The following is a 14560-nucleotide window of genomic DNA, read 5'->3' as shown; positions in this document are numbered from 1 at the left end:
ATTATCCTATTCATTTATAAAAACACTTACTCGTATCATGAAAAAATATGCTTTACTCCTTTGGTGTCTGCCTGCGCTGAGCGCATTGGCGCAGCAACAGGATGGGAACAAGACTTTTTCCACTAACACGGAAAAAAAGGCAGTCATCACCGCTCATCTCAACAACCTCCCCAACGATACACTGGTGATGCTTTACGAGCCTTATTCCGGAGAATTCGATACCGCTCGTGTCAAAAACCATGGCTTTAAGCTCGAGATGCCTTTGAAAAAAGGAGGAAGTGTGTATGTTATAAAAGTGGGTGATGCAGATGTAAATGCAAGCAACACTAAAATCCTGTACGTTGAAGATGGCAACATGAACATCAGTGGCAAAGAGCCTGCATTGAACAAAGCAAAGGTGACCGGCAGCAAGTGGGTAAAAGAATGGGAGGAAGCATTCTCCATGGTAGACGCGCAGCAGGGGCTTGGCAAAAGGCTGTCTGATTTGGGGGAAAGTATCGAGAAAGCTAACCAGGTAGGTGACGAAGATGCCAGCATCCTATATGCGCATGAACGTGATTCACTCCAGCAAATCCAGCGGAAAAAAATATTGGAATGGATCCGCAAAAACCCTGATTCGGGGGTGAATGGATACCTGATCACCTGCTTTATACCTACCATCCGGGAAAAAGATTCCCTGATTGCAACCCTGGGTGCGCATGCTAAAGAGTCCCGTACTATTCAGCGGTACCTGCATCCCGGTAAAGTTGACGAGGCGCCTATGTCGCTTAAATTTAATACTGCAGAAGAAGGCAACGCGCAATTCAATGCTGTTGCAAATGGTAAGCCAGCGCCCGATTTCAGCATACCGGACGTAGATGGCAAAATCATCCACCTGGCTGATTTCAAAGGAAAATATGTGCTGCTGGATTTCTGGGCCAGTTGGTGCGGTCCCTGCAAAGGACAGATACCTTTCCTGAAAGCAGCCAATGATAAATTCAGGGACAAAAACATGGTGATATTAGGTGTTTCCCTGGATAGTAAAAAAGAAGCGTGGATGAAAGCGATCGAAAGTCATGGACTCAACTGGCTGAATACCTCTAACCTGAAAGGCTGGGCTGAACCGGTAGCCGGACTGTATGGCGCTTCCGCTATTCCTTACAATGTGCTCATCGGACCCGATGGAAAGATCCTGGCACAAGGACTTTACGGCGAGGACATCGACAAAAAACTATCTGAAATCATCAAATAATTTTTCCGTTATCATATCAAACAGGGGGCTTGCCGGAATGGCCGGCCCCTCTTTTTTATCGCGCTTAAAAGCAAATCATCCATGAAATTTATTGTTAAAACAGTCGCTATCTTATTGCTGCCGTTCTATTGCCTGGCGGGCGACGGCTATGTTATCAAAGGAAAAGTTTCCGGGATTATCAGCGGCTACATCAGCCTCCAGGAACTTACTGAAAATGGAGTTGAACCCATTCATGACCAGGTGCCCGAACGTGTGCGCATTATAGATGGTGAATTTATCTTCCGGGGCAAAGTATCTCACCCTGGTCTGGTGAATCTGAAAGTGAGTACGCGCAGCATAAATATTTTGCTGGAGAATACAGCATATACTGTCAATTCTACCCTGCAAACCCTCAGTGGCGAACAGTTTACCGGCAGTGCGCTCAATGACCAGTACTATGAATATTTGAAAAGTAAAACTGGTCCGCTTGACTTTGTAAAGCAATTTCCTGCCAAACCGATATCTGCTTGCCTGGCGTATATGTTTACCCGTGAGTACCAGGAGGTGAAAGACGCATACGCGATACTAAGTCCTGAAAACAAAGCATCCTACTTCGGTTTGAAAATGGGTGAAAGATTGGCAAAGTTCAACACCACGCAGGCAGGCAAAGACATGCCCAATTTCGATATGACCACACCTGGCGGCAAAAAGTTTTCTGTTAAAGAGATGTTGGGCAAAGTAGTAGTACTGGACTTCTGGGCCTCCTGGTGCGGACCTTGCAGAAACTTTATTCCTACGATGCGGGAGTATTATAACGAGTACCATGCAAAGGGGGTGGAGTTTGTGGCGGTTTCCCTCGATGATGATGCGCATAAATGGCGGCAGGCGATCGCCGAAACAAAAATGGAATGGACACAAGGGATTGTTGATGGTGGATTTGGTAATGATGCACCTGTCAAAAACCTGTTGAACATCAAAAGCATCCCGCATGTGATTGTAGTAGGGAAAGATGGAAAAATTGCCGCCTGGCTGAATTTTTCCATGAAGTCGCAATTGCCGGAAATACTGGCGAAGTTAAACCAGGGGCAATAAAGTAGTTGCATAGAAGGGCACTAGTTAGCAACTTTCCTTCTGTATGATTTAGCCTGGTTGATCGGTGTGGCATTCATCACACTGGTCGATAGCAATTGCCGGTTATGGGTGGGAGATATATCACATGAATGACTAAACGTATACGTGTGTCATTCCAACAGCGGAACGTTAGGATTATTTTGGAGTTAGCTATACCTTTGACCGTTAGATACCGTCTTAAAGTACTATAGCATTGCAAAATAGTGAGTTACATAGTGAGAAAGATTTTATTTTAAGTATAAGCGATGGCGATGTAGCCGCATTCGACCAGCTTTTTATAGAAATGTATCCGGCGCTTTGCCTGCTGTCAAACAGGATTGTAGGAGATGAAGCTGCTGCAAAAGATATTGTTTCCGAGGTTTTTTTACAGGTATGGAAAACCAGGGCATTTTTGAATGAAGTAAAAAGCATTAACGCTTATTTGTATGTAGCTACCCGTAACCGGTCAATCAACCATCTGAAGAAATTAAAGCGCAACGAAAAGAGAGTACAGGAAGCTTACGAAAAGCAGCTGGAAGAAAAAACGTATGAAGATATTTTGCAGCATGTTTTTAATGCGGAAGCCGTTCGCATCCTACATGAAGCCATATTAACCCTACCTCCCGAATGCACCAAAGTGGTGCAATTAAATATTGAAGGATGGAGTACCAACGAAATAGCCCAACAGCTGGGCATTTCACCTTCTGCGGTCAGCCATCAGAAAGCCCGGGCCATCAGGTTATTGCGGGAAAAAATTGCGCCAGGTATGGCGTTAATCAGCCTGTTCCTGGCAGAATAATTCACCTGTTTAAAATTTTTTTGAAAAAAAATCATTGGCGGAGTCAAATCTGGTGCATGAGCGTTGTCTTATAATAAACAGACATTGCCTGATGATGAACGAGGAAGAGCTATCAGCTGATGATTTATCTGAACTGCTGAGGGCTGCAAAGCTAACAGTTTATGAAAAACTGGATCAGCTGTCGGACGCAGAAAAGGAAGTGTTGCAGCATTGGCTGCAGCAGAAGGCGCAGCACCAGGACTGGCGGACCTGGCTGAATGAAGGCGATGGCCTTTCCCAGCTGAATAAGGAATATGCCGCCTTTAAAACAGCTGCCGCAACAGCACTGGAAGCATTTCACCAGCAACACCTGCAGCAGCCGGAAGTAGCGGAGCCCATACATCGCATTCCATTCCTGCGCCGCCACTGGCCACGTTATGCTGCCGCTGTGCTGCTGTTGCTGGCTGGCGCCTGGTTCTTTTTCCCGGGTAAACCTACAAAGCCTGTCAAACAAACGCCTATCGCCACCAAAGAGGTGATGCCTGGAAGGGATGGCGCCATTCTTACCCTGGCGGATGGATCCACCATCCTGCTTGATTCAGTTGGAAATGGCATCGTTGCCCAACAAAGCGGTGCAGTACTGTCTGTGAAGAATGGTGAGCTCGAATATAAAGCCGCCGGGCAAGCTTCCGGCGCAGAAGCATTTAATACGCTTGTTACACCTAAAGGCAGGCAATTCAAAATGCTGCTGCCGGATGGTACCGTGGCCTGGCTGAATGCTGCCAGCTCCATCCGGTTCCCAACACAGTTTACAGGTGATACCCGCCGGGTGGACATTACCGGGGAAGTGTATTTCGAAGCAGCTGCTATGATAAAAGGAGGGAAAACAATTCCTTTTATAGTGAATGCAGATAACCGGTTTGAAGTAGCGGTGCTGGGTACACATTTTAACGTGAACGCTTATACGGATGAACCCACGCTGAATACTACTTTGCTGGAAGGTAAGGTGGCGGTTACGATGAACGGACAGAATGGAAAACAGCGGGTAGTATTAAATCCCGGCGACCAGGCTTCAATGACCATGCGTGGCAATATGGTAGCACATATGTCTGTTGGCCCCGGTGATATTGAAAAGGTGATGGCCTGGAAAAATGGTGTTTTTGATTTTGAAGATGCCAGGATTGATGAGGTGATGCGGCAGTTAAAAAGATGGTACAATATAGAGGTTAAATATGAATCTGGCGTGCCAGACATTGAATTTGTCGGGAAAATGACGCGGGATATTCCGCTGAATGGGTTATTGATTGCACTGGAAAAATCGAATGTTCATTTTCGTTTAGAGGGCAGAACACTGATTGTCATGCGCTGATACACCTGAAATAAAAATGCCGGAACCGATTGGCCTCGTTTCCGGCGGTATTTTAGTTGATTCATAAAAGGTTTCGCAAACCGGTTTTTATTCACAACCAAAACTAGTCACAAGTTATGCAAAAAACTGCTTACGGTGGCCTGCATTTCTCTGCCCCGCAGGGAAGCAGGCTACGAGCACAAATTTCAAAAGTAATGAGGCTGCTACCTGTATTTCTGATCACGGCCCTGGTGTCTGTGAAAGCGGCCGTTTCTGCCCAGTCGGTAACACTTTCAGGAAAAAATCTCCCATTAAAAAAGATATTTTCTGTTATCGAAAAACAAACAGGATATGTGTTGTTTAGCAATAAGGAATTGCTGGCTGGATCAGGAACGGTGTCTGTTGCGGTTAAAGATGTTCCGTTAAACAAGGTATTGGACCTGGTGTTGAAAGACCAGCAACTGGATTATGTGCTGCAGGGAAAAACAATTATCCTGTCGCGAAAACTTTCCACTGCGCCCGTTTCCGGGAATGTTGCACCGGTAGCTGTAAAAGTAATTACAGGCCGCGTCACCGATATGCACGGTATTCCATTGCCTGGCGTTACCATCCAGGTGAAAGAAACCCAAAAGGGAGTCGCCACAGCGGCCGATGGCAGCTTTTCCGTGCCGGTAAATGAAGGCAATACGCTCCGGTTTACCTACGTAGGATATACACCCCGTGAAGTGATGGTGACCGCGGAAATGCTGAAAGAGGGACAACCTGCGCTGGTGGTAAAACTTACCCAGGCTTCCACTAAACTCGATGAAGTAGCCGTGACCGTAGTAAACACCGGGTATCAGTCTATTTCCCGGGAAAGGATGACAGGCGCTTATTCTTCCGTGCAAACCAGGCGACTGGAAGGCAAACTGCAACCCAGTCTGTTGACCATGCTGGAAGGGCAGGCCGCTGGTGTTGCCGTCACTAAGGAGGGTAAAGTGGAGGTACGCGGAAGATCTACTTTTTTGGCGAATGGAGATCCGCTGGTCGTGATTGACGGGTTTCCGGCACCGGGTGGACTGGAGTCTGTGAACATTGACAACGTTGAAACCATTACCGTGTTGAAAGATGCAGTGGCTGCATCTATTTATGGTGCCCGTTCTTCCAATGGTGTAATCGTTATCACCACCAAAACGCCTAAGAACGGAAAGTTGCAGGTTGGCTATAAAGGCAGCATGGGCGTAACACTTCGCCCAAAATTATCTTACCTGCATAAAGCCAGTGCGGCAGACTATGTAGATGCTGAAGTGGATTACTACAACAGCGATGCAGCCAGTATTCTGGAGGATTACGAAACCAATACTGCGTACGGCCGTGTTACACAGTTAATGATCATGAAAGACCAGGGGCTGATTTCTGAAGCAGCAATGAATAAAGAACTCGACCAGCTGAGAAAAAACAATACCCAGGATCAGCTGGAGCGGTATTTATTCCGCAGGAGTTTAACACAACAACATAACCTTTCTATTTCCGCCGGCTCAGAAAGATTCTCTACCAATGCGGCTATTCGCTATATCACCACACAGGGTAACATGAAAGGTAATGACAACGACCGCCTGATCCTGGATCTCAAAAACGACTGGAAACCAGTGAAGCGGGTTACCTTTAAAATGTTCTCCAACATCAACTTTTATAATAGCAAAACACCCATGGATGCCGCTGATATGCTTGATTTTACCAGCTGGAAAACCATGAAGCCTTATTATAACCTGGTTGACCCATCCGGTAATCCACAGAATATTCCTGCCGGAAGACCGGATCTGCTGGAGCGTTATGCGAATTACGGTCGTCTCAAATCGATGGACTATAATCCGCTGAACGACCTGGGATTAGCCACTACCAGGAATCAGGCATTTCAGGCGAGATTAGGAGCCAGCCTGTCTGTAGATATTGCAGATGGGCTAAGTGCAGAAGTAGGTGGTTCATGGACCCGGGGAAGTGGTATGCTGCGCAGCCTGCGCGATGCCAACTCCTTCTATGTGCGGTCACTGTATAATGCAACCTCTTCTATTTCCAGTCCTGGCAAGCATTACCTGCCGGAAGGAGCTATATTGAATGAAACCCGTAGCCAGAGTGAGGCTTACACATTCAGAGCCCAGGCAAACTACAACAAGACCTTTAATCGTGTTCACCGGATTTCATTGATTGCCGGTAGTGAGGTAAATAAAGACCTGGTCGACAACAACGTGGTGCCCGGCAAGGTGGGTTATAATGACCAGGCGGGAACCTTTGCTCCGTTCAATTACCAGGATTTCAACAGCAACGCTTATGCGGCAGACTTCCTGTTTCCCGCTGGTGCAAAGGTCATTAACTATGGCTCCTATTCACTGCGTGATAACCGTTTCTTCTCCGTGTATGCCAATGGTTCCTATGAATATGATAATCGTTTTATACTGAGTGGTAGTGCGCGTATCGACCAGGGTAACCTGTTTGGCACCAATCATAAGTACAGGTATAAGCCCAACTGGTCTGTTGGTGGAACGTATAAACTCGGCCAGGAGAAATTCTTTCACGTGCCGTGGATAGATAAATTGGATATACGTGGTTCTTATGGTATCAATGGAAATATTTCCTTTACACAAGGTCCGTTTTTATTGGTCACACCGGCACAGTATTCTGCTACCACAGGAGGCATCCCTTACAGCATAGCTTCCCTGCCGGATAATAACCTGCGCTGGGAGCGTACTATCATTTCAAATTTTGGAACGGATGTACGTTTGTTGAACGGACGCCTGAACCTGACCATTGATTATTACAACAAGCTCAGTAAAGATCTGCTGGCGCCTGATTTTATTGATCCTACTTATGGAAGGGCAATGATTACGAGGAATGCCGGTTCCGCAAGAAATACCGGCATTGAACTATCACTGGAATCAGACGTCGTGAAAGGGGATAAATTTGGTTGGAATGTGTTGTTCAATGGCAGCTATAATAAGAGCAAGGTATTACAGTTTAATTATGATTATCCAAGTCCTAACTACCTGACCTTCGCTTTTTCCAGTACCATACTGGGAAGTAATGCAGGAGGCGCCGTATTAAGAACCGGTTATCCACTCGACGGCATTTTCAGTTATCAGTTTGCCGGACTGGATAACACAGGTACCCCACAATATTATTCCGAAGCAGGAAAGAAAATATATGGAAACGATCTGACCGTGAAAGACATGGTGTATACCGGAACAGCCAGGCCCAAATTTATATTGAGTTTGACCAACACCTTCACCTATGAGCGCTTTGATCTCTCCTTTATGCTGATCGGGCAAATGGGAGGCGTGTTCCGCAGAGATACCTACAACGGAGATAACCTGGATCATAAAGATGCGGCGCTTCGCTGGCGCAAACCCGGTGATGAGAATAATACCATTTATCCGAAGCTCGCTGCTTTCAACTCAGATGCCTGGTATTTCCCTTATACGACTATGATGGTTCAAAAAGCAGATTTCGTGAAACTCCGGGACCTTACCCTGGCTTATCGGCTCAACAATAAAATATGGGGTAATACTGGGTTGAACAATGCCAGAATTTATTTCCAGGGTCGCAACTTGTTGATGGTAACAGCCAACAATGTAGGGATAGATCCGGAAACACTGGAGCAGGTAACGAGTTTCCCCGTTAAGAGGGGACTTCCTATGAGACCCGAGTACTATATCGGATTTTCTGTAAATCTCTAATCTTATTATTATGATCCATCAAAAATATATTATACTCATTGCAGCTGCTTTAATGGCGGGTTCCTGTAAACGATACCTCGATGTAAAGCCTAAAGGAAAGCTCATTCCATCAACGGTAGCAGACTATGATCATCTGCTGGATAATACCAGCACAGTAGATCTCAATTTCCTGGATGGTAATAAAGGGTCGATACTCGCTACCCTGGGTGATAATCTTGAAATAACAGAAGGACAGGGAAAAGTGGGCTTTGTACTCAATAGTCATCCGAATGTGGAACGTTATTATGCACACATTTTCCGTCAACCTTACAAGAATCCCAATATTGATGATCAGTTCTGGAGTTCCGGGTCGCTGGGCATATATCCGCAGATATCGTATTTCAACAACGTCATTGAAGGGATTCGGAGCGTTGGCCAAAAAACACCGGAAGAGGAGACCTTGGGTAAAAGCTCAGTGGCACAGGCGATAGTAGCAAGAGCATGGTGTTATTTCAATGCCAATATGATATACGGACCGGTATACAAACCGGGTACCCCTAATGCTACCAAAACGATTCCTTATGTGGTAGATGTTGATGTCAACAAACCCATTCCTGATTTATCTACTACAGAAGAAGTGGCCACGCGCGTACTTCGTGAACTGCATGGCGCATTACCGGATCTGCCGGTACGGGCTACCTGGCCTTCCCGGGCCGGCAAGGCCACCGGTCATGCGATGTTAGCTTACTACCATCTTTTTACCCATCAGTATGATAGTGTGGTATATTATGCCGACCTGGCCTGGACCGCCGGTGGCGGCCCTGCGGCGGTGTTGTACGATTATAATAAAATCAAACTGGCAGATCCTTCCAGGCCGCTTACTTCGCTGTTGGTGAGTTCCCAGGATGGGTTTATTAACCTGGTCAATAGCCGGGAAATGTTGTTTTACAGGGCTACCGACAGGGATGCCGGTGTGGCGGCTTCATTGTCTTATCCTTCGGCGGAGTTACTGGCATTATATGACCGGACAAATGATCTCAGGTTCAGTTTATTCTTTCTCAATGCGCCCGGCTATAAAACCAGCGTTGGCGGAGGCTATGATGATGGGATGCGCATCAGTACCTACCGCTTCCGGAAAACAAAAATGACGGATGGCTTCTCCTGGCCCGAAGTGCTGCTCATGCGTGCAGAGGGATATGCCAGAACCAATAAACTGGAGTTGGCGATTGCCGATCTCAATACACTTCGCCAATACCGGTTTAAAACCGGTACTCCACTGCTGACCATTGGTACCCGGGATGAGGTGATTCAATGGGTACTGGAGGAAAGAAGACGGGAGCTACCTGTGGGTGGTTTCAAAAGATTCCTCGATCTGAAACGCTTCGCATTGGAGAATGGTAAGCCCTGGTCTAAATCACAAATCACGCATAAAGTGGGTAGTCAGACTTATACAGGTACCATCGACTCTAAAGATTTTATTGTGCCCATCAGCAATGTGGTGCTCAGATTTAATCCTCAATGGGGTATTCCGCTCGAAACCCGTTCCTATTAATCGTTTAATGGATGAATATGCGAAAGTTATTTTCAGTGTTAATAATGGTGGGATGTTCCGCCGCAGTAGTGGCCCAATCAAAAATGGTGATCAAAGGAACTGTGAAAGGAGACCTGGAAGGATATCATAAAGTATATGTGTTGGAAGATGGAAAGAAAAAGGATTCTGTTGAAATACAAAATGGCCGCTTCTCCATTACTATGCCCTGGGTAAAAGATGCAGCGCTTCAGCTTCGTGCGGAGTATGAGACCCGCTCGAAACCTTTTCCCCCGGCATTGTTCCTGGTGACGGAAAGTCCGGGCACCGTTTACGTTGACGTAGCGGATATCAGCAAAGGGCTTCGCTCAGCAAAGATCCGGGGCAGTAATTCGGCAGTGGCTTTCCAGGACTTCGAAGCAGGAAGGGAACGGGTGAGGTTGGAAATGAACGCAGCGGTAAAGGAGCGTTTCCCGGATAAAACGGGTACCGATTCAGCCCGGAATGTGATTTTCCAGGAACAGGTGCAAACACGGCTGATGCCGTATATCTGCCGTTTTATTGAAGCCCGTGCAGATACTTACACCGGCGCGTTTATTCTTGGCCGTTATCAGTCTGTTTTGCCATCGGCTGATTTGGAAAGACTTTATAATAAGCTGAGTCCGCTACAGAAACGTTCCGGTCCAGGAAAGGAAGTGGCCGCGAGACTGGTGGGTATAAAAAGCGCAGTACCAGGTTTTGAGGTGGCTGATTTTACATTGCATACGCCAGTGGATCAACCCATTACTTTTAGTAGTTTCCGGGGGAAATATGTGCTGATTGATTTCTGGTCGAGCTGGTGCGGACCTTGTAAGGCTTCCTTCCCTTATATGAAGGCACTATATCAGCAATACCGCAGTGATAAATTTGAGGTGCTGGGTGTTTCCATTGATTCGGATAAAAATGCCTGGTTGAATGAGTTGAAAAAGCAACAGTTGCCGTGGCCGCAGGTACTAGACACTAAGAACGTGTCTGTGAACAGTTTTGCCGTAACAGCCGTTCCTACTGCTTACCTGGTTGGACCGGACGGAAAGATAATGATGAAGCAGGTGGGCTTTGGGGAAGAGGGTAATGGAGAAATAGAACAGCAGCTGAAAGCATTGTTTGCAAAATAAAAAAACACATGAGAAGTATTGCTCTCAAAGGAGTTAAATCTTTTGGGGGCAATACTTTTTTATTTAACCCCGGCAATACTAAAAAAAATGCTATATTGAAATCCGTATTTTGATACAACAATTGTTGTACAGAAATGCAGATAACCAGTCTTTAAACCTACTATCTCCATTTGTATGACCCAGTTAACTGACACCCAGTTTAGCATCAACGGCAATGCCGTTAAGCAATTCAGATCATTTGCCCTGAAGCAAAGCATATTCGACCATCATCAGTTTGAGCTCGTTTGTCCGGCAGAAACCGTTGACGGCGTAACCGGTATTTTTACTTCTTCCCGGGAGATGATTGGCGCCACTTTTAATGCCCGCATATCTGGTGTTGGTATTAAAGGAGAGATGCAATTTAACGGTATTGTTACCAGCATTGAAACCTCCCGCGTTAATGGCGAATATGGCGATGTTATCATCGCCGGATACAGTCCTACTATTGTACTGGACAGCGGTCCACACTGTAAAAGCTGGGAGGATAAATCTGTCAAAGAGATTGTACAGGACGTCCTGAAGTTCTTCCCGCAAAACCTGTTGGAACCTAAAATCCGGCCTTTGTCTAAGGAAAGCCTGGAGTACATTGTTCAGTACAAAGAAACTGCCTGGAATTTTTTAAAACGATTGACCTCCGAATATGGTGAGTGGCTATTTTGGGATGGCCGCAGCCTGGTGGTAGGACCTCCGGAAGGTGAGGATAAAACTACCCTGGGATACGGCAGTACACTGAGCCATTTTAACATCAACCTGAATGCAAAACCTGCTCAGATGCAATACCTGGGCTGGGATTACCGGAGCAGCCAGTTATATACCAGCGTACCTGTAAATGATGCCATCGGGAAAAAAGCCGGGCTGAATTCGCTGGGCGAAAAAGTACATGAAAAATCACAAACGCTCTATGGCACACAACCTAAACAATGGAGCGTGCGCTATTCCAGCAGCAAAAAACAACAGGACGATATGGCCACCTTGTTTAATGCCATGGAAAGCAGTAAAATGGTGCGTTTAACCGGCAAAAGTGGTCACCCTGGTATAGGAGTAGGTTCCAAAACAGATCTGACCAACAATAATATGTTTAGTAAGCACTCCGAAGAATATGGTGAATACCTGGTAACGGCTGTGGAACATTATGTAGATACAAAAGGAGAATATTATAACGAATTTACCGCTATTCCTTCCTCTGTTCTCCTGCCACCGGTTACTATTCCGGACCTGCCGGTTTGTGAAGCACAGAGCGGCATCGTAACGGATAATAACGATCCACAGGGATTAGGCCGGGTGCGCGTAAAATTGCACTGGATGAACGGAGACGAAAAAACACCCTGGATCAGGGTTACTACGCCTCATGCTGGTGGAGGTAAGGGAATGTTCTTCATCCCTGAAGCCGGTGAAGAAGTGATCACTGGTTTTGAAGGTGACAATGCCACGAGACCCTATATCGTGGGCGCGGTATATCACGGCAAAGCCAACAACAGCTTCGGTAATGCTGCCAACGATGTGAAGGCACTGCAAACCCGCAGCGGAAACAAAGTTATCCTGAACGATAAAGACGGAAGCGTATTTGTGGAGGATAAAGATGGTAATAGTGTGAAGATAGATGGCGCTGGTACTATTACAGTTAAAAGTAAAGTGAAAATAGAGATCCTGTGTGGAGACGGAGAGTCCCCTAAAAGCGCCATTACCCTCAATAACGAAGGGGATATTACTATCTCTGCCGAAAAAGATATCATGCTCAGTGCAAAGAAAATATCGGGAGTAGGGTCGGAATTGGTATCCATGGGATCAGGAAGTGGAGAAGGAGATGCGTTCAGCGGCTCCGGATTTTCGGTAGATCCCCAGGAGGTGAATATCGCTGCCAAACAAAAATGCAGTATTGGCGCATTAACGGAAACAGAACTCGGCTCTGCCGGAAAACTGACCATACAGGCACAGGGCGAATCCATCCTGGTGGGGCAAAAAGTGAGTATCAATTAATCCGGGAGAGTATGCAGAACAATGCCATTATGCAACGGGTGCTACAGCTGAGTGATTTATGGAGCCAGGAAAAGAAAGATCATCCGGATGTACGTACATTTATCATGATAGGAGCCAACCTGGTGGAGTACAAAACCATCAAAGGTTTTGTGATGTTCCAGCTATCTGAGGAGAAAAATCTGCCAGATACTTTCCTGTTGCATCAACAACCCTTTGAAGGAGATGGAGGTGCTTACGCTGCCAGGTTATTACAGCATCTCCACCAATATTTTCAGCAATTCAATGAAGACAGCAAACTGGTAGCTGAATATGGCAGTAAGATAGGGTGGGAATACCCTTATGGAGAGAAAACGGCCGTTAACCAGGAAGAGTTTGTAAGAGCTTTGTCCAGCCTGGCGACTGCCCTGCAGATAGATGGAAGAAACAGCGTGTTGGTGATCACCCTGTTCCCCGAACAGGTAAGCGATTTTGATAAACTGGTAGAATGGATCACCTTACTGGCCGCCACCAGGATACCTTCCTCCCTGCGTTTTTTATTGTATGATAATACAGAAGCAGAATTATATAAGGGGCTGGTAAAAAACAATCCCAGCGCGCGGTATATTAAACCCGACCTGGATATTCCCGGCGCCATGAACCAGATACTGGAAGAGGCAAAGGCGCAGAAAACTTCGCAGGAGGAAATAGATATTATCCAGTTTCAGCAATATCTTATTAAGCTCAATGAAGCGGCTACCTACACCAGTGAAAAGGATCTGCTGTTTTATAAGGAGCAATGTTGTAACATCACCAGGCGGCATCGGTGGCTGCAACAGGAAGCCATTGTTTATTTTTTTCTGCATAATTTTTACGCACAACAGCATAAGGCCAGGGCCCTCGAAAGTATCGACAAAGCCATTCAACTGGCGGATGAAGCAGTACATAAAGGCCTGACATCAACCAACCAGGAACAATTTCATTACCGGATTGCCAAAGGCAATCTTTATTATTTTGATAAGAAACTGGCTGAAGCCGCCACAGTGTATAAATCAGCCCTGGCACTCGATCAAAAAGATGCTAACCCCATGATGCTGGCTGGCCTTTACCAGATGCTGGCCTCCTGCCAGCGACGCACCGAAAACCATAAAGCAACGGCCAGCACCCTGCAGGCGGGTTGGGATTTGCTATCCCGCATGCCGGAAGAAGAATTAAAGGAAAATGCCATGGCCATGTTCTATGGAAAGGATATGCTCGAATTGAACGACCCTGAATTGAATAAGCAAACGTCTTTTATGAACCGGCTCTGGGGCAACAACTGGTTGCAGAAGATCCGGAATAGCAATGTATACCAGGAATATACCGGCGCCACTGAAAATTAACCGGCAGGTAACCATAAAAAAGTATTTTAACCATGGAAAAATCTAAAACTATTATTTACCTCATTGTAGTAGTAGTCATTCTTTCAGTGGCTTATACTGCCTGGAGTTTTGTTAACCAACAACCCGATAAAAAGAAATACCTGGACTATCTGCCGGTAACCGCTACTATCACAGATAAGCTGGCTGGCAGAGTAAGCAGGTATGGTGCCAAGCCTACCCGTTACCATATCTCTTTCACGACAAAAGATGGAAAAAAACATTTTGCTTCCGATGTGGAATTGGGAGCCAATCTGAATCCTGGCGATACTGTTACCGTGTATTACAACCCCGCCAATCCCGAAGATGATGTTGTATTCAGATTACCTTAAA

10 protein-coding genes are annotated in these 14560 nt (G+C 46.1%); all 10 read left to right on the top strand.

Annotation, left to right across the window (positions count from 1 at the left end):
• Positions 1-37 precede the first annotated feature (37 nt).
• The 10 genes from AC5ZC7_RS19150 to AC5ZC7_RS19105 all read left to right on the top strand — a co-directional run bounded on the left by AC5ZC7_RS19150 (position 38) and on the right by AC5ZC7_RS19105 (position 14559).
• Entirely contained in the window at positions 38-1231 is a 1194-nt protein-coding gene (locus tag AC5ZC7_RS19150; protein WP_496157292.1) for a redoxin domain-containing protein, read from the top strand.
• 81 nt (positions 1232-1312) lie between these two features.
• The gene (locus AC5ZC7_RS19145; protein ID WP_496157293.1) at positions 1313-2302 is read left to right on the top strand and encodes a thioredoxin-like domain-containing protein; all 990 of its coding nucleotides are present in this window, start codon (positions 1313-1315) and stop codon (positions 2300-2302) included.
• 232 nt (positions 2303-2534) lie between these two features.
• Positions 2535-3119, top strand: coding sequence for an RNA polymerase sigma-70 factor (locus tag AC5ZC7_RS19140; protein ID WP_496157294.1), 585 nt, complete (start codon positions 2535-2537; stop codon positions 3117-3119).
• Between the two features lie 91 nt (positions 3120-3210).
• A complete protein-coding gene (locus tag AC5ZC7_RS19135; protein ID WP_496157295.1) occupies positions 3211-4467 on the top strand; it encodes a FecR domain-containing protein in 1257 nt (418 codons plus the stop codon).
• Positions 4468-4583: 116 nt separating this feature from the next.
• A complete protein-coding gene (locus tag AC5ZC7_RS19130; protein WP_496157296.1) occupies positions 4584-8156 on the top strand; it encodes a SusC/RagA family TonB-linked outer membrane protein in 3573 nt (1190 codons plus the stop codon).
• A 10-nt stretch (positions 8157-8166) separates the two neighbouring features.
• Positions 8167-9687: a RagB/SusD family nutrient uptake outer membrane protein gene (locus AC5ZC7_RS19125; RefSeq protein ID WP_496157297.1), complete on the top strand. Its 1521-nt coding sequence runs from the start codon at positions 8167-8169 to the stop codon at positions 9685-9687.
• Positions 9688-9704: 17 nt separating this feature from the next.
• Positions 9705-10817: a redoxin domain-containing protein gene (locus AC5ZC7_RS19120; RefSeq protein ID WP_496157298.1), complete on the top strand. Its 1113-nt coding sequence runs from the start codon at positions 9705-9707 to the stop codon at positions 10815-10817.
• 174 nt (positions 10818-10991) lie between these two features.
• A complete protein-coding gene (locus AC5ZC7_RS19115; RefSeq protein ID WP_496157299.1) occupies positions 10992-12833 on the top strand; it encodes a type VI secretion system tip protein VgrG in 1842 nt (613 codons plus the stop codon).
• Positions 12834-12844: 11 nt separating this feature from the next.
• Positions 12845-14191 carry a hypothetical protein gene (locus tag AC5ZC7_RS19110; RefSeq protein WP_496157300.1) on the top strand — a complete coding sequence of 449 codons (1347 nt, stop codon included), beginning with the start codon at positions 12845-12847 and terminating at the stop codon, positions 14189-14191.
• 32 nt (positions 14192-14223) lie between these two features.
• Positions 14224-14559, top strand: a complete 336-nt coding sequence (locus tag AC5ZC7_RS19105; protein ID WP_496157301.1) for a DUF3592 domain-containing protein — start codon at positions 14224-14226, stop codon at positions 14557-14559.
• Position 14560 lies beyond the last annotated feature (1 nt).

This window comes from Chitinophaga sp. 9-1-y (assembly GCF_059511905.2).
Note: the sequence above shows the minus strand (reverse complement) of the source record. Positions and strands in the feature narration are given on the sequence as shown.